Here is a 19,058-nt window from a genome sequence, read left to right as displayed (position 1 = left end):
ATGGCTCAGGATCTCACCGGAAAGGTCGCCGCCGTCACGGGCGCGGCGTCAGGCATCGGCTTCGAATGCGCAAAGCATATGGTTGAAGCGGGCATGACGGTGTTCCTCGTCGATCGTGACGAGAAGGCACTGAAAGAAAAATGCGCCGAGCTTGGCGACAAGGCAAAGCCGCTCGTTATCAACCTGCTCGATCCGGCATCGGTCGCCACCATGATGCCGCAGATTCTCGAACAGGCGGGTCAGCTTGATATTTTCCATGCCAATGCGGGTGCTTATATCGGCGGCCCGTTGTGGGAAGGTGACCCGGATGCTTGGGATCGCATGTTGAACCTCAATATCAACGCAGCTTTCCGTACCATTCATGCCGTGCTGCCGCATATGATGGAGCGCAAGACCGGCGATATCATCATGACCAGTTCGGTCGCGGGCGTGGTGCCGGTGATCTGGGAGCCGATCTACACGGCGTCCAAACATGCCGTACAGGCTTTCGTGCACACGGTTCGTCGTCAGGTCGCGCCGCATGGCATCCGCGTCGGCGGTGTTCTGCCCGGTCCGGTCGTGACCGCGCTCATCAGCGACTGGCCCAAGGCCAAGCTCGATGAAGCGCTCGCAGCAGGCAGCCTGATGCAGCCAAGTGAAGTGGCGGAATCGGTGATGTTCATGCTGACGCGCCCGCGCAACATCACCATTCGCGACCTCGTTATCTTGCCCCAGAGCCTCGATCTGTAAATGAGAGCGACGATGACCAGCTATTATCTCGGCGTCGATGTCGGCACCGGCAGTGCCCGTGCCGGAGTGTTCGACGCGAAAGGCGCGATGCTGGCCTCGGCCAAGCGCGATATTGCGATGTGGCACGCGGCTGGCGGCATTGTCGAGCAGTCGAGCGGCAATATCTGGCAGGCCGTGTGCGAAAGTGTGCGCGAGGCGGTGGCGACGGCCGGTATTGATCCGGCTCTCGTGGCCGGTATCGGCTATGACGCCACCTGTTCGCTGGTTGTGCTGGGCGATGGCGGCACGCCGCTCGCGGTCGGCCCGTCGAATGATCCGCAGCGCGACATCATTGTCTGGATGGACCACCGCGCCACCGATCAGGCAGAGCGTATCAATGCGACCGGCGCGAAGGTGCTGGCCTATGTCGGCGGCACCATTTCACCGGAAATGGAAACGCCCAAACTCTTGTGGCTGAAGGAAAACAAGCCGGAAACCTTTGCCGCCGCCTGGCAGTTTTTTGACCTGACGGATTTTCTCACCTGGAAATCCTGTGGCTCGCTAGCCCGCTCGGCTTGCACGGTTACTTGCAAATGGACCTATCTCAGCCATGAAAAACGCTGGGATGATGTCTATTTTCGTGCAGTCGGTCTGGGGCAACTGGCGGACGAAGGTTTCCAGCGCGTCGGCACCGACGTATGCGCGGGCGGTGAAAAGCTCGGAACTTTGAGCACGGAAGCGGCGGCGGAACTGGGGCTGAAGCCCGGCATCGCGATTGCCGCCGGTCTGATCGACGCCCATGCGGGCGGCATCGGTACCGTTGGCGCGCGCGGGGGCGAAGGCGATGTCCTGTCGCGCATGGCCTATGTGTTCGGCACTTCGGCCTGCACCATGACCACTACGGAAACGCCGGTTTTCGTGGATGGGGTCTGGGGGCCGTATTTCTCGGCCATGGTGCCGGGCTTGTGGCTCAACGAGGGCGGACAGTCGGCGGCAGGTGCCGCTATCGATCATCTCATTCATATGCATCCCTTCGCAGCCGAAGCCGAAAGACAGGCGGCGGCGGAAGGCAAGGGGCTGGCCGACAGTCTGGCGTGGCAAGTTGAGGCGCGCGGCGGCGCAGCGAAAACGGCGGAAATCGTCGGCGGCATTCATGTCGTGCCGGAATTCCTAGGCAATCGCGCACCCTTCGCCGACCCGGACGCCCGCGCCATCATTGCCGGGCTTGATCTTGATGCGGGTATCGACAGTCTGACTGGGCTTTATCTCGCCGGATTGTGCGGTCTGGGTTATGGAGCGCGGCAAATCGTCGAGGCGCAAAAGGCCAAAGGCATCGTGACCGCCGTTATTGTCGTCAGTGGCGGCGCGGCACGATCCGATCTGGTTCGTCAGGTGCTGGCCGATACGACTGGCCTCGTCATTGCTGCATCCACATCGCCGGAACCGGTTCTGCTCGGCTCGGCCATGCTTGGCGCGGTTGCGGGCGGGGCCTATCCAGATCTTGGCTCCGCCATGCATGCCATGTCGGAACTGGGCGCGGTCAACCGGCCCGATGCAGGACGGGTGAAATGGCATGATCGCCGTTTCGCGGCGTTCGAGCTTTTGCAGGCGACAGCCCGTAAAATCCGCACCATGTAAAGACCATGCCGCGGCGCTTCCGGGCGCTGCGGCATTTTTCAGATTTTCACGAGGCCGGAACGTTTCAACAGTCCCATCAGGATAAGCGGCAGAAGCGTCGTGATCACGATGGCGATGAATGCCATTGCCATGCCGAGGCCGACCGATCCCTGTTCGAACTGACGCCAGATGAAGATCGAGATGGTCTGCATTCCAACCGGAGCGACCAGAATGGAAGCGACCAGTTCGCGCGTGGCGACCGCAAAGACCAGCAGCATGGCGGTGACGAGGCTCGGCGCGATCAGCGGTAACATAATGCGGCGAAAAGCCGTGAAACTGCTGGCTCCGCATACCCGCGCAGCCGCTTCCAGATTATCGCCGATCTGATGAAAGGCTGCTGTTGCATAACGGATCGGCTGCGGCAGAAGAATGCAGCAATAGGCAAGCAGCAGGATCAATGGCGTATTGTAGGGCGAGACGGGCAGGGCCGGTTGGTTCCAGGCCAGAATAAGGCCGACAGCCACGACGACACCGGGGAGCGCATTGGGCAGGACGGTCAGAAGATCGAGCCAGAAACGGCCGCGAAACCGCATTTTCACCACCGCATAGGCGGCGATTGCGCCAAGGACACCGGTCACGAGGGCGCTTGCGACGCCGAGCGACAGGCTGTTGATCAGTGCGCGCATACCGCCCGCGCTGTCATCGGCAATGGCCGCAAAATTGCCGAAGCCGAGATTCGAAGGCACCAGCCCGCCGGAAACGGTTTTCGACAGCGCCGTGGCCAGAATGGCAAGCAGCGGAACGCCGGTCGCGGCAAAGGCCACGATGGCAAAAAGCGTGACCACCGGAACGGTCATGGCTCCAAGCGGGCGCTTGTCCTTGGCCTGCGGCTTGCCGCCCGTCGTTGCATAGGAACGGCGCGTCAGAATCCAGCGCTGGACCAGAAAGGCCGCAAGCGAGAGGCAGACGAGAGCCAGCGAAAAGACGGCTGCTCCCGCAAGGTCGATGGGCCAGTCGGAAATGCGCAGGTCGATTTCCGTTACCAGAACCTCGAAACCGGAACGTCGACCAAGAGCGGCGGGCGTGCCATATTCCTCGATGGCTGCGGCAAAGACCAGTAGAAGGCTTGCGGCAAGGCCCGGCGTCGCCAGCGGCAGGGTGATGCGGAAGAAGGAGCGCCAGGGTGAAGCCCCGAACACGCGCCCGACGTCGGAATAGCGGGCGCCGACCGCTTCGATCGTTCGCGATACCGCGAAATAGACCAGCGGAAAAGTGTTCAGCGCCATGATGAAGCTCATGCCCGGCACCGAGAACAGGAACGATGCCAGATTGAACCCGCCGAGCTGTTCGAGATAGCCGCGCGGTTGCAGGGTCATGATCCATCCGAGCGTGGCGATATAGGGCGGGATCATGAACGGCACGAGCATGAGCACGTCCCAAAGCACGGCGAATGGAACCCGGTAGAGCGCCCGGAAGACGGCGAGAGGAACGGCGATGAGGGCGGAAAGCGCCACCACGGCGAGGCCGAGCAGCACGGTATTGCCGCTCATGCGCAGGAGTTTCGGGTCCTCGAACAGCGTGGAAAGATGCAGGAAAGGTTCGGCCAGCGAACCTCGTCCCAGTTGCGGAAAGATCGCCTGCAGCACGATGAAGACAAACGGCACTGCAACGATGAATGCCAGTCCGCCGACCGCAACGAAGCCCAGCGGATTGGTCGCGGTCGCGCCATTCGTCTTCATCCCTGCGTGTCCTGTCAGTTGCTGGCGGCGAAAATGGTGCTGAATTCCTTCAGCGTCTCGTCGCGTTTGCCGTAGACTTCCTTGGCGTCGATCGGCAGGATTTTCAGATCGCCGATCAGCGGGCGGTTGGCCGGTATGTCGGAGCGCGAAGGCATCAGATAGGTGTCGGCGACCATCTTCTGGCCTTCGTCGGACAGCATGTAGTCGATGAACTGCCTGGCTTCGCCCTGGTTTTTCGACCATTTCAGGATCATGGCCGGGCGGGGCGCGATGACCGTGCCGGATGCCGGGAAAATCACTTCGACGGATTCGCCCTTGGCTTTTCCTGAAAGCGAGATGTAATCGACTGCGCCGAATACGGCGGCCTTGGCGCCCTGCAGAACCGGGTTGAGGGCCTGCGCATTGGCTCCGGCAACGGTCGCGCCGTTTTCATGCAGGTTCTTGAACAGGTCCCAACCCTGCTGCGCCTGAAGGGCGGCAACGAGTTCGAATGTCGCGCCCGACTGCGCCGGATCCGGCAGATTGACCATATCCTTGTATTCAGGCTTGGCGAGATCGGTCCATTCGGTGGGTTTCGGCGTCTTGCTGGCCGGGTTCCACGCGATGGCGAGCGCCGAGACGCCCTGCGCGACAGCCGTTTCTGTTTTCAGGAAATCCGGCACTTTCGCAGCATTCGGGCTGGTATAGGCTACGAGCCAGTCGCGCCTGGTGAAATCGGTCGCCGTATCCCATGAAGCCGAGATCAGGACGTCGACCACCGGATTGGCGGCTTCGGCTTCGATACGGGCCATGACCTTGCCGGTCGTCGCCTGAAACACGTTGACTTTCGCACCGGTCTTGGCGGTAAAGCCGGCGGCGAGCTTTTCGATCAGGCTACCGGGGCCTGCCGAATAGACGGTGATGTCGGCATAGGCCGCCGTGCTTGCCAATAGCGAAGCGACAAGCGCAAGCCCCGCGCCGAAAATGGATTTGTTCATCTTTGCCTCCTGAGATGTTTATGAAGTCGTGATCTTGTGCCTGGCCGCCGCATTGCGAACGCTGCCCGCAGTCTGAAAATGTCCGGCCATCGCACGGGCTTTGCTTCTATTGCGAAAACCAGCGTAACTGGTCCGCATCGACCGAAATGCCGATAGGAGCGCCGGGCGAAAGCCGGATATGGTCGAGATAGGTCAGTTCGTGCCCGTCCTGCTGCGGGCCGATGCGCACCGTGGTCAGATGCCCGTCGCCGCGAAACTGCGAACGCAGCACAATTGCCGGAATGGTCGCGTCATGCACCGGACCGCTGCGCACGGAGCGCGACGGCAGGAGCACATGGGTTGCCCGTTCGGCTGTGGAGCCGTGGGCGAGGTGGATTTCCGTGCGCGCGATACGATAGGACTCGTCCCGGCGTTCGACCGGTATGACGCAGCCGAGCCGTAGAAAATCCGCGACTTCCGGTGTCGTCGGTCGGGCAACGAGCGTTTCCGGCGCGGCCAGTTGCTCGATGACGCCGCCGCGCATCACCGCCACCTGATCGGCCAGCGAGAAGGCTTCGCTCTGGTCATGGGTGACATAGATCGCGGTCAGGCCAAGATTGGAAACGAGCTGGCCGATTTCGGTGACCATGTTCTCGCGCAGTTCGCGGTCGAGATTGGACAGCGGCTCATCGAACAGGACCAGCCCCGGTTCGGCGACGATGGCGCGGGCGATGGCGACGCGCTGCTGCTGGCCACCCGACATATCGCTGATCGCCCGGTTGCCGAAGCCGGACAGGCCGACGCGGTCGAGCGCTGAGGCAACGCGTTTTTCGCGCTCGGCGCGACCGAGCCCACGCATTTCGAGCGGAAAGGAAACATTGCCGAAGACCGTCATATGCGGCCAGAGCGCATAATCCTGAAACACCATGCCGAGCTGACGCTTCTCGGGCGGAACGAAAGTGCCCGTCGAGGCATCGGCGACGGTGACGCCGTTGATCGTGATCGCCCCTTTGGTCGGGGCCAGCAGGCCCGCCACGAGACGGAGCAAGGTCGTCTTTCCGCAGCCGGACGGCCCGAGCAGGGCGAGCGTCTGTCCCTTGGGTAGTGAAAGATCTATATTTTTCAAAATGGTGGCGGGACCGTAGGCGAGGTGCAAGCCTTCAGCCCGAACGGCAATGTCTATATTTATATCAGAAGTACGTAACATTTTCCCGCAATCCAAATGATTTGGGAGCTTTTATTCCGATTGCGTGACAGTTGGATGACGCAGCGTAAGCGTGTCGGGCTGAAGCCCGCGGGGGCATGCCCTACGCCGCTTCGATACCGCGCGGAGGTTTACTTGGTCCGGGAAAGTCCATACGCTGCGCGGCTGCCGATATTCCTTATCGCTTATTATGCGAAGCTGAATTACACTTCGGTCGGCGGCACGAAGGTGGCGGGGGAACATCTCTTTGGGACTGGACCAGAATACTTTGTTTTTTGCAGCAGGTATCTGCTCTCTGGCGGTCGCCTTCACCATACTGAGCGTCTGGTATCAGAACCCGCGTGACAGATTTCTGTTCTGGGGCTGCCTTGGCATGATCCTGCTCGGAGCGGGCGCGGTGCTCTATTATGCCGGGCCGTTTTCGCTGGAGACCGCTTCCATTGTGGCTTTTGGGCTGGAAACCGCAGGTTTTCTTTTCCTGTATGTCGGCGCGCGGCAGATTTCGGGCCGCGTCGTTCCGGGCGGCTTGCTCACCGCCTTTGCGATCATTGTCGTTTGCGCCGTCGCACTTCCGGTTCTTGGCGGCTGGGCGGGTATCGGTACGGCGGTCTTCAACATTGCCGTGGCCGCATTGCTTGTGATGACGGCCCGGGAATATATCCATGTCCTTCGCGAAGCGCCGATACCGGTCGCGGGCATGATCGTGCTCTATGTGCTGACCGCTCTGTCCTTCTTTCTGTGCGGTGCGGTCATCATCCACGAGCGGCAATGGGTGTTGACGGATATTCCGGTCAACTGGGCCGAAGACCTCAATGCCATAACGGCCATTATCGGCATTACCGGGATTGGCGCCCTGTCGCTGAGTTTCACCCAGTCCCGCATTGCCCGCCGCCACGCCAACGATGCCCGCACGGATAGCCTCACCGGCCTTTTGAACCGGCGCGCCCTTTATGATCTTCTCTCGAAAGACGAACTGCGGCTTGGCGATTCCGTCGTCGTCTTCGATCTCGACGCGTTCAAGTCGATCAACGATACGCATGGCCATATGGTTGGTGACGGCGTTCTGTGCGCATTTTCGGACATCTTGCGCAATCATATCGATGTCGAGGCGCTCGTCGCCCGGATCGGGGGCGAGGAATTCGTTCTGGTTCTGCGCCAAAGGCCGCATACGGACGTTCTGTCCCTGGCCGATGCGATCCGGAAATCCCTCTCGCTGATCGCTTTCGATACGCAGACCGGAGGGTTTACGACCACGACCAGTGCGGGCATCGCGTTCTACACGCCGGGCGACCGCGATTTCCAGACAGTGTTCCGCCGGGCCGATACAGCGCTTTATCGCGCCAAGCATCTGGGCCGCAACAAGGTTTGCACGGAACTGCACAGCGTTGCGTGACGGAAGAACAGGATTGCCGGTCAATCCTTGTAGATGCGCTCGTCGAGCGGGGTTTCGGCGATCAGCGATCCGAGCGCGGCCAGCATGGCTTTTTCCGCCTTGTTGAGATTGATTTCCGGGTTCTGGATCAGGAAAACGTCGATGGCAGGCGGGCTGTCGTAAGGCGGCAGACGCCACAGCAGGCCATCCTCGATGTCACGACGCGCCACATGCAGCGGAAGCGGGCCGATGCCGAGACTGTTGACGATCATCCGGCGCACTTCTTCGAGGCTTGACGAGGTGCCGACCACCTCCGGCGAAAGCCGGGCCTCGCTGCGCAGGAGCGCGACGGGCCGCAACGCATCGGCAATGTGGTCCGTCTGGAACGATACCGATGGTTCCCCCTTGAGATCGGCGAGCGTCAGCCCGGATTGTCCGAACATCCGGTGCCGGGGACCGCAGAAAAAGCCGAAGAACTCGCGGTAGACCATGGTGTAGTCGAGCGCCGGGTCGCGATTGCCCACCAGACCGAGGCCGAAAGAGGCCCGTTTCTCGCGCACCAGTCGCGCCACTTCCGTGCTGGCGGAGACGTTGATGGTCAGCGTCGCGCGCGGGTGCTGGTCATGGAACATGGAAAGCGCGCGGTCGAAGATCGGCGAGACGATATGGCTTGCCACCGATATGGTGACATGGCCGGTCACATCGTCGCCCACGCCGCGCACCAGTTGCGGCAATTGCGAAATCGCGCCGAACACCTCGATGCTCTGCTCGTAAAGAAGCTTGCCGACTTCCGTCAGTTCGAAATGCGTCGCGTCGCGTTCGATCAGCCGCTGGCCGATACGGTCCTCCAGACGCCGCAGCGCGTTGCTGACGCTCGGCTGCTTGAGGTTCAGCCGTTCGGCGGCACGGGTGATGCTTTTCACTTCCGCGATCACGACGAAACTGCGCAACAGGTTCCAGTCAAGGTCCCAGACGAGGCGTTCGGGCCGATGTAGCGACATGGCATTATCCATTCATGAAATCTATGCAATCCATTTCCATTATCTATTTGCGAAATGCATTCATAAAAGCAATCATGAATATCGGAAGGCATCAAAAAGCCTCAAGCAAACAAACAAGAGGAAGTCGGGAACAGCATGTTTAACAAATTCACGGGTTTCATCGCCGCAGCCGCAATCGCCGCCACCGCAGTTTTTGCGAGCGCATCGGCAAAGGCCGACGATCTTGAGAAGATCAAGGCGGCGGGCGAACTGAAGATCGCCATGAGCGGCCAGTACCCGCCGTTCAACTTCGTCAATGAGAAGAACGAGGTCGTGGGCTTCGACGCAGCCATCGGCACGACCATCGCCGAACGGATGCAATTGAAGCCGCAACTCATCACCACCGCCTGGGACGGTATCATTGCGGGTCTGCGCGCGGGCAAGTTCGACACGGTGGTCGGTTCCATGACCATCACGCCGGAGCGTGAAAAGGCCGTGGACTTCGTCGGTCCCTATTATCATGCGGGGCGTGCGGTTTTCGTGAAGGAAGACTCCGCCGTCCAGAAGCTGGACGACCTCAAGGACAAGACGCTGGGCGTGACGCTCGGCGAAACCCATGAGAAGTGGGCGCGCGAACAGGGCGGCTGGACCATCCGCACCTATAAGGGTCTGCCGGAACTGATGCTGGAACTGAATTCCGGTCGCGTCGATGCTATCGTGGTGGACAATATTCCGGTGATGGTCGCGATCAAGGAAACCGGCCAGAAGGTCCGCAGGCTTGATACGCCGAATATCGAAGGCGGCAGCGTCGCCATCGGCATTGCGATCCGCAAGAACAATCCGGAACTGAAGGCCGCGATGCAGAAGGCGCTGGACGACATCATGGCCGACGGCACCTATGAGAAGATCTCGATGCAGTGGGTCGGCAGCGACATTCGCTGACGCATTCGATCCCCGGCCCGGCATATGTCCGGGCCGCCGGAGCATGACCCGGTGGGCCACGCGAAGCGGGTGCCGACCGGGTGATCATGCACCGGCAGGAGAAGTTCGAGCGCCATTCCGCCAAGGTCGGATGACAGTCGCTCAGGGAACCGATTGACCGGAGTTTTCCGATGGATTTTGCGTTGATGCAGCGCGTCCTCCCGTTCTTTCTGGAGGCGGCATGGGTAACTGTGCGAATTTCCGCCCTCGCGCTGGTTCTTGGCCTTGCAGTGGCCGCAGTGCTCGTGGCAGCCCGCCTGTCGCGTTCTGTCATCTTGCGACGGCTTGCGGTAGCCTATGTCAGTGTCTTTCGCGGCACGCCCTGCCTCGTTCAGCTTTTCATTCTCTATTTCGGCGGTCCGCAGGTCGGCATCAATCTGGAGCCGTTTGCCGCTGGTGTCATCGGGCTGGGGTTGAATATCGGCGCCTATATGTCGGAATCGATCCGCGGCGCGATCCAGAGCGTGGATCGCGGCCAGACGGAAGCGGCGCGCTCCATCGGTTTTGGTCGCGGCCAGACCATGCGGCTCGTGGTGCTGCCGCAGGCGGCCCGCCTGATGATCCGTCCGCTCGGTGTCAATGCCATCGCGCTTTTGAAAGGCTCGGCGCTGGTCTCCACCATTTCGGTGGTTGAGCTGACCTATACCGCGCAGCGTTTCATCGGTTCGACCTACAAGCCGTTCGAGATATTCGGCGTTGCCGCCGTTCTCTACATGATCATCATCTATGTCGTGGCGCGCGGGGTCGATATGCTCGACAAGCGCTTCGCGGCGCAGTGAGGGGGGCGTGATGCAGGCTCTCGATTTCAGTATCGTCACTCCTTACACCGATCTGCTTTTGACCGGACTTTGGTGGACGCTGGTTCTGACCGTCGCTTCGGCGTTCTTCAGTTTCGTGTTCGGCATTCTGTTTGCGCTGGTGGTGCTTTATGCACCTGCAATCCTCGCATTGCCGGTGCGGTTCTTCATGTGGCTGTTCATGGGCACACCGCTTTTGCTGCAATTGTTCCTCATCTATTTCGGGCTGGTTCAGGTCGGCATCGACATTCCGGCACTCGGCGCGGGCATTATCGGTCTCAGCCTGCATTTCGCCGTCTATAACGCCGATATCATCCGCGCGGGCATTGTGGCAGTCGATCCGGGCCAGATGGAAGGCGCCCGCTCCGTCGGTTTCAGTCACGGTCAGGCCTTGCGCTATGTCGTCATTCCGCAGGCGATCCGCAACACGATCCCGCCGATCGGCAACAACATGATCGTCCTCCTGAAGGATACGTCGCTGGTTTCGATCATCGGCATCGCGGAACTGGTGCACAGCGCCCAGCTTGCCATCAGCGAAACCTTCAGCCCGTTCGAATTCTACATCACCGTCGCGGCCATCTATTACGTGGTCAATCTGGTTCTTGAAGCCAGCCTGCGACGCATAGAAAGAAAAGTGGAGGTCACGCGATGAGCAGCCCCAAATCCGCAAAGCCGATGGTCGAAGTCAAGAACGCCCGCAAGGCCTATGGCGCGCTGGAAGTGCTGAAAGGTATCGACCTTTCCGTCGCGCGCGGCCAGATCGTTGCGATCATCGGCCCGAGCGGTTCCGGCAAGAGCACGCTTCTGCGCTCGATCAACCATCTGGAAACGCTGAACGGCGGCGAAGTCTGGCTCGATGGCGTGCAGGTCAATCAGCCTCTTACCGGTCAGGCCTTCGAAAAGCACATCAATGCGGTGCGCCAGCAGATGGGCATGGTGTTCCAGCACTTCAACCTGTTCCCGCATCTGACGGTGCTGGAGAACATCACGCTCGGCCCGATCAAGCTCAAGGGCATGGGCAAGGACGCCGCACGCACGCTGGCGCTGGAGCTCTTGTCGAAGGTCGGGCTTGCCGACAAGATCGACGTCTACCCCTCGCGTCTGTCGGGCGGGCAGAAGCAGCGCGTGGCCATTGCGCGCGCGCTTGCCATGCAGCCGAAGGTGATGCTGTTCGACGAGGCGACTTCCGCGCTCGATCCCGAACTGGTGGACGAGGTGAACGCTGTCATGAAGCAGCTTGCCGCCGAACACATGACGATGCTGATCGTCACGCACGAGATGCGTTTCGCCGGTGAAGTCGCCGACCGCATCCTGTTCATGGATGGCGGCGTGGTGGTGGAAGAAGGACCGCCGGAGCAGATTTTGCGCAATCCGGTGCAGGAACGCACCCGCTCCTTCCTCAAGAAATATCTGGCTGCGTGAGGTGTCGGAATGAACGAGAAAACCCTCAGTGATTTTCCGGATTTCGGGCTGACACCGACGCAGCGTCGCGAAGCGGTCCTCGGCCATTATTACGAATATCCCGGCATGGATGGGCCGCGCGGCGAAATCTGGTGCTATACCGATGCCTATTCCTATCTGCCGGGCGCGACCGTCCGTCTTCAGGTCAGTTCCACGGCAACGCGCTTCGATATCGAAATCGTACGCGACGGGGCGGTGGAAACGCCGGTCTTCTCCAAGCGCGGCATCGACTGCAAATGGCAGGACACACCGGCGCAATGTTCGGTGACCGGCTGCGGCTGGGAGACGACCTTCGCCTTCAAGACGGACGAGAACTGGCCTTCCGGCGCCTATCGCATCACGCTTGTCGCGCATGGCAATGATGGAGAGCCGATCCATTGCCATCATCTTTTCATTCTGCGTCCGGCCGCAGGCCGCAAGCCCGGCCGAATCCTCCAGGTCGCGGCGACCGGCACATGGACAGCCTATAATACCTGGGGCGGCTCCAACCATTATCAGGGCATCACCGGGCCGAATGGCGATCAGTATGCGACGACGGTGAGCATCGAGCGTCCGTTCTGCCGTGGCTTTGTTGTCCTTCCGTCCGGTGCGCCGCGTGTACCGCTGGAATTCGTGACGCCACCTGCCGCACCGCCGCGCTATCCGCACATGGAATGGGCCTTTGCCAACGGTTATTCCAAGAAATATGCCTCTTCCGGCTGGGCAAGCTATGACAGCCTGTTCTTCCGCTGGGCTGAGCGCGAAGGCTATGCGGTCGACCTCGCCAGCCAGCATGAACTGCATTTCGCGCCGGAAATCCTCGAAGGTTACGACTGCGTGGCTTTCGTCGGCCATGACGAATACTGGACGTGGGAAATGCGCGATGCCGTCGACAATTATGTCGATGGCGGCGGTCGTGCCGCGCGTTTCGCTGGCAACTTCATGTGGCAGACGCGGCTTGAGGACAATGGCAAGCGCCAGACCTGCTACAAATATCGCGCCCGCGCCGAAGATCCGGTTTATCGCTCCGCTGATCCGCGCCGCACAAGCGGCTGCTGGGAAGCGGCGGAAACCGGACGGCCTGCTGCCGAAACTTTCGGTCTCAACGCATTGCGCGGTCTCTATGTTGGCTGGGGCGGCTGCGCGCCGCGCGGCGTGCGCGGTTTCCCGGTCTATCGTCCCGAACACTGGGCCTTCGCCGGAACCGGCATCTATTATGGCGATGTTCTCGGTGCGGAAGGCCATGCCCTCGGCTATGAGGTCGATGGGCTTGATTATGTGATCCGTGGTGGACTGCCGGAGCCGGAAGAGGGCAGCGGTGCGCCGGATGGATTGCAGATCCTGGCGCTCGGCATGTCATCGCTCAAGGAGGAGAGCGCGGATATTCCGGCCGACGACCAGTTCCTCTCCGATGCCGATGCCAAATTCGTTGCCGATATACTGATCGGCGACAATGGCGATGCAGCCGTGGAACGCATCAAGCGCGGCTGCGGCATGATCGTCAATTTCCCGCGCGGCAAGGGCGAGGTCTTCCACGCCGGAAGCTGCGAGTGGGTGGCGGCCCTCAAACGCGGCGACCGCATGGTCGAGCGTGTGACCGCCAATGTTCTCAACCAATATCTCAAGCGCTGACAGAGTAACATCATGCTCAACACCGAAGCACAGAACGAACGCCCGGCATCGCATCTTTTTTACCAGTCGCGCCTGCGCAGGCCGCTGGTGGACCGCGCCGAGGGCATCTATATCTGGGATCAGAACGGACGCCGCGTCATCGACGGGTCGAGCGGCGCAATGGTGGTCAATATCGGCCATGGCAATCGCAACGTGCTCGATGCCATGAAGGCGCAGATGGATCGCGTCACCTTCGCCTATCGGCTGCATTTCGAAAACGAACCGGCGGAAGATCTGGCGCGCATGGTCGCCGAGCGTATGCCGGAGGGTCTGGACAGGATTTTCTTCGTGTCCGGCGGTTCGGAAGCGGTCGAATCCTGCATCAAGCTCGCCCGCCAATGGGCGGTTGCGACCGGGCAGGGCAAGCGCTGGAAAGTGATTTCGCGTTTTCCGTCCTATCACGGCGGCACGCTTGGCGCGCTGGCCGTCACCGGTTATGCGGCGCTTAGCGAGCCTTTCGCACCCATCATGCGCGAAATGCCAAAGATTCCGGCCCCGACCGCCTATCTCGACCGGGACAATCTCACGATGGAACAGCGCGGGCAGAAATATGCCGACATGCTGGAGGAGAAAATTCAGGAAGAAGGCCCTGAAAGCGTGCTCGCCTTCATCATGGAGCCGATCGGCGGGGCGTCCACCGGCGCGCTGGTCGCACCCGACAGCTATTATCCGCGCATTCGCGAAATCTGCGACCGTCATGGCATCCTGCTCATCCACGATGAGGTGATGAGCGGCGCCGGGCGCACCGGCAAATTTCTTGGCGGCGACCACTGGAACTGCAAGCCTGATCTGATCGCGTTGTCCAAGGGCTTTGCCTCCGGCTATTGCCCGCTTGGCGCGATGGCCGCGCCGGCCCGCATCGTGCAGCCGGTGCTGGATGCGGGCGGCTTCCTGCATGGCTTCACCTATGCCGGCAATCCGCTGGCCTGTGCAGCGGGCAAGGCGGTTTTGCAAGAGGTCGACCGGCTCGATCTGGTCGGCAATGCCGCCCGCATGGGTGATGCGCTGAAGGGCGAACTGGAAGGGCTTGCAAAACGCTTCCCCTTCATTGGCGATGTGCGCGGCAGGGGATTGCTGCTGGCTGCCGAATTCGTGTCCGACCCCGAAACCATGAAGCCGCTGCCGAAGGAACTGAACGCCCATCAGCGCATGGTCGATCTCGCCTATGAGCGCGGCCTGATCGTCTATTCGCGCCGCACACGCGGCGGCGTCGAGGGCGATCATTTCCTCGTCTGCCCGCCCATGGTCGTGAGCCGCGAGCAGGTTGGCGAGATCACCGCCATCCTTGGCGATACGCTGGAAGTTCTGGCGTGTGAACTCAACCTGCCCGTGAATGCGTAAGGAAACCGGATCATGACCGACAAGAAGAAGACGCGCCGCAAGGTGATCATCACCTGTGCGGTGACGGGTTCAGTGCACACGCCGTCCATGTCACCGCATCTGCCGGTGACGCCGGACGAGATTGCGAGCGAAGCCATCGCGGCGGCGGAAGCGGGCGCATCCATCCTGCATCTCCATGCCCGCGATCCGCGCGACGGCAGGCCGTCCGCTGATCCGGACCTGTTCATGCAGTTCCTGCCGCGCATCAAGCAATCGACGGGAGCGGTGGTGAATATCTCCACCGGTGGTTCGTCATTGATGACGCTGGAAGATCGGCTGGCCGCGCCGCTTAAGGCGCAACCGGAAATGTGCTCGCTCAATATGGGATCGATGAATTTCGCGCTGTTCCCCGCCCTCGACAGGCCGCGCGAGTGGAAACATGCCTGGGAGCCGGAACTGCTGGAAGCCACGCGCCATTCGATCTTCAAGAACACTTTTGCGGATATGGAAGGCATTCTGACCAGTCTCGGTCAGGGCTGCGGCACACGCTTCGAGTTCGAATGCTACGATGTCGGCCATCTCTATTCGCTGGCGTATTTCCGCGACCGGGGGCTGGTGTCCGGCCATCTGTTCATCCAGTTCGTCTTCGGCGTTCTGGGCGGCATCGGGGCCGACCCGGATAATCTCATGCATATGAAGCGGATTGCCGACAAGCTGTTCGGGGACGATTATTCCTTCTCCGTGCTCGCGGCGGGGCGGCACCAGATTCCGATGATCACCATGGCCGCGGCCATGGGCGGCAATGTCCGCGTCGGTCTGGAAGACAGCCTTTATGACGGGCGCGGCCAGCTTGCCAAAAGCAATGCCGATCAGGTACGGCGCATCCGAAGCATCCTCGACGGCCTGTCGCTGGATGTTGCCACGCCCGACGAGGCGCGGGAATATCTGGGCCTCAAAGGTGGAGACAGGGTGGCTTTCTGATGCCGAAGATCACGCTGGACAGTAAAACGGGGATTGCGGTCCGACTCGGTGAGCTTGCCGATGCGGAACGGATTCACGAAGCAATCCGCACGATGGGCGCGGGGCTTGGCGCTGCGGACAAAATCTCCAGCACGGTCGAGGACTTCCGCCGTTACGGTTTTGGACCGAACGCGGCTTTCACCAGTCTGATCGCCGAGGTGGACGACACATTTGCAGGGCTCGCCCTGTTCTTCCCGATCTTTTCGACATGGCTCGGAAAACCCGGTGTCTATGTGCAGGACCTTTATGTCGATGAAGCCTTTCGCGGCCGGGGGATCGGCGAAGTGCTTCTGCGCCATGTCGCCTCATGGTCGGTGGCGCGCGGCGGCGTCTATCTGCGGCTGGCCGTGGACCGGGACAATGTTGCCGCGCAGAGATTTTATCAGCGGCTGGGTATCGGCTGGATCGAAGCCGACCGCGATCACGGTGCCTATGACGACGCTTTCGCCCGTCTGGCGCGCATCAATAAAACCAGGGAGTCATCATGAAAGCCTTTTACGCCGTCGAGCAGAAGCGTCACGACCCGAAAGCCTTTCTTTCCAGCGGCGCGCCGCAGCCGAACCCCGAACAGCCGGAGCGTGTCGAGCGCCTGCTGGCCGGTGCGAAGGCCGCAGGCTGCGAGATCATCCGCCCGCAAAACCATGGCCTTGGCCCGATTGCCGCCGTGCACACGCCTGAATATCTGGAATTTCTTCAGCACATCCATGCCCGCTGGCGACGCATCGAGGAGGCTTCGGAAGAGGTGATCCCGAACATCCATCCGCTGGCGCGTGACGGTCGTTATCCAGCGTCCGCCGTTGGGCAGGTGGGCTATCATATGGCCGATACGGCCTGCCCGATCGCCGAGCACACATGGGAAAGCGTGTGCTGGAGCGCGTGGAGCGCGGTCGATGCCGTCGATGCGGTGCTGGGCGGCGAGGTCGCGGCCTATGCGCTCTGCCGCCCGCCGGGGCATCATGCCTTTGCCGATGTGGCGGGCGGCTTCTGCTTCGTCAATAATTCGGCGGTCGCAGCCCAGCGCCTGCGCTCGAAAGCCCAGCGCGTGGCGATCCTCGACGTCGATCTTCATCACGGCAACGGCACGCAGGGCATTTTCTATGCCCGCCCGGATGTGCTGACCGTTTCGATCCACGCCGATCCGGTGCGCTTCTATCCGTTCTTCTGGGGCCATGCCGACGAGCGCGGCGAAGGCGCGGGGCTTGGCTACAATCTCAACCTGCCGCTGCCGCGCAAATCCGGCGATACCGAATTCCTCGTGTCACTCGATACGGCCTTCCGCCGCATCGAAGCCTTTGCGCCGGATGCGCTGGTTGTGGCGCTTGGCCTAGACCCGTTCGAAGGCGATCCGTTTGGCGGATTGTCGGTCACGACGGGCGGTTTCGGCCGCATTGCCGAAGCAATCGCAAAGCTGCGTCTGCCAACCGTCATCGTGCAGGAAGGCGGCTATCTGTGCGATGCGCTGGGCGATAACCTCACAGCCTTCCTGGGCGGCTACCAGTCGGTGGCGCGATGAGCGGTCTTGTCACTTTTGTCGGCGTCGCGCATCCGTGGATGTGCGATGTCATGGGGCATATGAATGTCCGGCATTACGCGGCCATGTTCGACGATGCGAGCTTTCAGTTGCTCGGACATATTGCCGGGAAAATCCCCGATGCCGGCTTCGGCTGGGCCGACATGCGCTCGACGACCGAATACAAGCGTGAAGTGCAGGCCGGAGACCTGCTGACGATCCGCTCGCATGTGGTGAAGATCGGACGTTCCTCGCTGACATTCCGCCAGACGATGGTCGGATCGCTGGATGGCGAATTGCGCGCGGTCAACGAAACGACGACCGTGCATTTCGATCAGGTTGCGCGACGCTCGATGCCGCTCGAACCCGAAATGCGCGTCCGGGCTGAACAATTGCTGGCGGAGTGAGGAGCGAGCCTTACGCTCGCTCCTTTTCTCTTGTCAGGCCGTCTTTTCGCTGCGACCGATACCGAGCAACTGGTAGAAAACCAGCGCTGCGATGGTCGAGGTTGCGATACCGCCAAGGGCGAAATCGCCGATCTTCAAGGTGAAGTCGCCCGCGCCGAAAATGAGCGCCACGCCAGCGGTGAACAGGTTGCGGGAATCCGCGAAATCCACCTTGTTGACGATCCAGATGCGCGCCATGGCCGAGGCGATGAGGCCGAAGACCGAAACCGCGAGACCGGCCAGAACCGGCGCCGGGATTGTTTGCAGGATCGCGCCGAATTTCGGCGACATGCCGAGGATCAGCGCCATGATGGCGGCAATGACGAAGATGAGCGTCGAATAGACTTTGGTCATTGCCATGACACCGATGTTTTCGGCATAGGTGGTGACGCCCGTGCCGCCGCCCGCGCCGGAAATCATCGTGGCAAGGCCGTCGCCGAGGAAGCCGCGGCCGATATAGCGGTCCATGCTCTGGCCGGTGATCGAGCCGAGCGCTTTGATATGGCCGAGATTTTCAGCCACCAGCACGACGGCGACCGGCGCGATCAGCGTGATCGCCTGCCAGTTGAAGACAGGAGCGGTGAAATGCGGCAGGCCGAACCATGCGGCATTGCCGACGGCGGTGAAATCGATGCCGGGCACGATGCCAAGGCCGTTGCCGAGCACCAGAACCAGAAGATAGCCGAACAGGAGCGCGAAGAGCACCGACAGGCGCTTGGTCCCGCGCGGTCCATAGGCGGAAATCATCGCCATGCAGAGCACGGTCAGGAGCGCGATCGTTATATGCGTACCGGTCCCCTTCAACTGGCTGACGGCGACAGGCGCGAGGTTGAGGCCGATGGAAACGCCGATGGCGCCGGTGACGACGGGCGGCATCAGCCGTTCGACCCAGCCCGTGCCGATGGCCATGACCACGAGGCCGATCAGGGCATAGAGCGCGCCGCAGGCGATGATGCCGCCAAGCGCGATGGCGATATTGGGATTGGGGCCGGAACCGCTATAACCGGTCGCGGCGATGACGACCGCGATGAAGGCAAAGGACGAACCGAGATAGCTTGGCACCCGGCCTGCCGTCAGCGCGAAGAACAGAAGCGTGCCGATACCGGAGAAAAAGACGGCCACATTGGGATCGAAGCCCATCAGCAGCGGCGCCACGATGGTCGAGCCGGACATGGCAAGCAGATGCTGCACGCCCATCGGCACGGCAGCGGCGGCTGGCAGGCGCTCGTCAGGAAGCACGACGGCGTTCGATGTCAAACGCCAACTTGGAAAATAACCCATGATGTCCCTCTGGAAA

Annotated in this window: 18 protein-coding genes; 13 read left to right on the top strand and 5 right to left on the bottom strand. The window is 61.3% G+C overall.

Going from position 1 to position 19,058, the window contains the following annotated elements; all coding sequences use genetic code 11:
* Entirely contained in the window at positions 1–729 is a 729-nt protein-coding gene (locus FHS76_RS10080; protein WP_183651534.1) for an SDR family oxidoreductase, read from the top strand.
* A 12-nt stretch (positions 730–741) separates the two neighbouring features.
* A complete protein-coding gene (locus FHS76_RS10075) occupies positions 742–2,346 on the top strand; it encodes an FGGY-family carbohydrate kinase (protein ID WP_183651531.1) in 1,605 nt (534 codons plus the stop codon).
* 38 nt (positions 2,347–2,384) lie between these two features.
* On the opposite strand, the gene FHS76_RS10070 is transcribed toward FHS76_RS10075, so the two are convergent.
* The 3 genes from FHS76_RS10070 to FHS76_RS10060 form a co-directional block, all read right to left on the bottom strand.
* Positions 2,385–4,064: an ABC transporter permease gene (locus FHS76_RS10070; protein ID WP_183651528.1), complete on the bottom strand. Its 1,680-nt coding sequence runs from the start codon at positions 4,062–4,064 to the stop codon at positions 2,385–2,387.
* 14 nt (positions 4,065–4,078) lie between these two features.
* Positions 4,079–5,041: an ABC transporter substrate-binding protein gene (locus tag FHS76_RS10065; protein WP_183651525.1), complete on the bottom strand. Its 963-nt coding sequence runs from the start codon at positions 5,039–5,041 to the stop codon at positions 4,079–4,081.
* 106 nt (positions 5,042–5,147) lie between these two features.
* Positions 5,148–6,227: an ABC transporter ATP-binding protein gene (locus FHS76_RS10060; protein ID WP_183651522.1), complete on the bottom strand. Its 1,080-nt coding sequence runs from the start codon at positions 6,225–6,227 to the stop codon at positions 5,148–5,150.
* Positions 6,228–6,492: 265 nt separating this feature from the next.
* On the opposite strand from FHS76_RS10060, the gene FHS76_RS10055 reads away from it, so the two are divergent.
* The gene (locus tag FHS76_RS10055; RefSeq protein WP_235992628.1) at positions 6,493–7,617 is read left to right on the top strand and encodes a GGDEF domain-containing protein; all 1,125 of its coding nucleotides are present in this window, start codon (positions 6,493–6,495) and stop codon (positions 7,615–7,617) included.
* Positions 7,618–7,637: 20 nt separating this feature from the next.
* Here the strand turns inward: FHS76_RS10055 and FHS76_RS10050 are convergent, their stop codons facing one another.
* Positions 7,638–8,597, bottom strand: coding sequence for a LysR family transcriptional regulator (locus FHS76_RS10050; RefSeq protein ID WP_183651516.1), 960 nt, complete (start codon positions 8,595–8,597; stop codon positions 7,638–7,640).
* Positions 8,598–8,732: 135 nt separating this feature from the next.
* Between FHS76_RS10050 and FHS76_RS10045 the strand changes: the two genes are divergently transcribed.
* The 10 genes from FHS76_RS10045 (at position 8,733) to FHS76_RS10000 (ending at position 17,722) form a co-directional block, all read left to right on the top strand.
* Entirely contained in the window at positions 8,733–9,518 is a 786-nt protein-coding gene (locus FHS76_RS10045; protein ID WP_183651513.1) for an ABC transporter substrate-binding protein, read from the top strand.
* A 170-nt stretch (positions 9,519–9,688) separates the two neighbouring features.
* Positions 9,689–10,336, top strand: coding sequence for an amino acid ABC transporter permease (locus FHS76_RS10040; protein WP_183651510.1), 648 nt, complete (start codon positions 9,689–9,691; stop codon positions 10,334–10,336).
* Between the two features lie 10 nt (positions 10,337–10,346).
* A complete protein-coding gene (locus FHS76_RS10035) occupies positions 10,347–11,006 on the top strand; it encodes an amino acid ABC transporter permease (protein ID WP_183651507.1) in 660 nt (219 codons plus the stop codon).
* A complete protein-coding gene (locus FHS76_RS10030; protein ID WP_374828578.1) occupies positions 11,003–11,776 on the top strand; it encodes an amino acid ABC transporter ATP-binding protein in 774 nt (257 codons plus the stop codon). The genes FHS76_RS10035 and FHS76_RS10030 overlap by 4 nt, the downstream gene beginning before the upstream one ends.
* A 9-nt stretch (positions 11,777–11,785) precedes the next feature.
* Positions 11,786–13,426 (top strand): N,N-dimethylformamidase beta subunit family domain-containing protein, encoded by a 1,641-nt coding sequence (locus tag FHS76_RS10025; RefSeq protein ID WP_183651504.1) that lies wholly within the window; start codon positions 11,786–11,788, stop codon positions 13,424–13,426.
* Between the two features lie 12 nt (positions 13,427–13,438).
* Positions 13,439–14,806 carry an aminotransferase family protein gene (locus FHS76_RS10020; RefSeq protein WP_183651501.1) on the top strand — a complete coding sequence of 456 codons (1,368 nt, stop codon included), beginning with the start codon at positions 13,439–13,441 and terminating at the stop codon, positions 14,804–14,806.
* A gap of 12 nt (positions 14,807–14,818) precedes the next feature.
* Positions 14,819–15,766: a BKACE family enzyme gene (locus tag FHS76_RS10015; protein ID WP_183651498.1), complete on the top strand. Its 948-nt coding sequence runs from the start codon at positions 14,819–14,821 to the stop codon at positions 15,764–15,766.
* Complete coding sequence (locus FHS76_RS10010; RefSeq protein WP_183651495.1) at positions 15,766–16,293, top strand: GNAT family N-acetyltransferase; 528 nt, start codon at positions 15,766–15,768, stop codon at positions 16,291–16,293. The genes FHS76_RS10015 and FHS76_RS10010 overlap by 1 nt, the downstream gene beginning before the upstream one ends.
* Positions 16,290–17,318: a histone deacetylase family protein gene (locus FHS76_RS10005; RefSeq protein WP_183651492.1), complete on the top strand. Its 1,029-nt coding sequence runs from the start codon at positions 16,290–16,292 to the stop codon at positions 17,316–17,318. Before FHS76_RS10010 ends, FHS76_RS10005 begins: the two co-directional genes overlap by 4 nt.
* On the top strand, positions 17,315–17,722 hold the full coding sequence (locus FHS76_RS10000) for an acyl-CoA thioesterase (RefSeq protein WP_183651489.1): 408 nt from the start codon (positions 17,315–17,317) through the stop codon (positions 17,720–17,722). Before FHS76_RS10005 ends, FHS76_RS10000 begins: the two co-directional genes overlap by 4 nt.
* Positions 17,723–17,755: 33 nt before the next feature.
* On the opposite strand, the gene FHS76_RS09995 is transcribed toward FHS76_RS10000, so the two are convergent.
* The gene (locus FHS76_RS09995; RefSeq protein ID WP_183651486.1) at positions 17,756–19,042 is read right to left on the bottom strand and encodes a solute carrier family 23 protein; all 1,287 of its coding nucleotides are present in this window, start codon (positions 19,040–19,042) and stop codon (positions 17,756–17,758) included.
* Positions 19,043–19,058: the final 16 nt, after the last annotated feature.

Source organism: Brucella daejeonensis (assembly GCF_014199265.1).
Lineage (GTDB): Bacteria > Pseudomonadota > Alphaproteobacteria > Rhizobiales > Rhizobiaceae > Brucella > Brucella daejeonensis.
The sequence above is the reverse complement of the archived record's forward strand: the minus strand, read 5'-3'. Positions and strand labels throughout refer to the sequence as shown.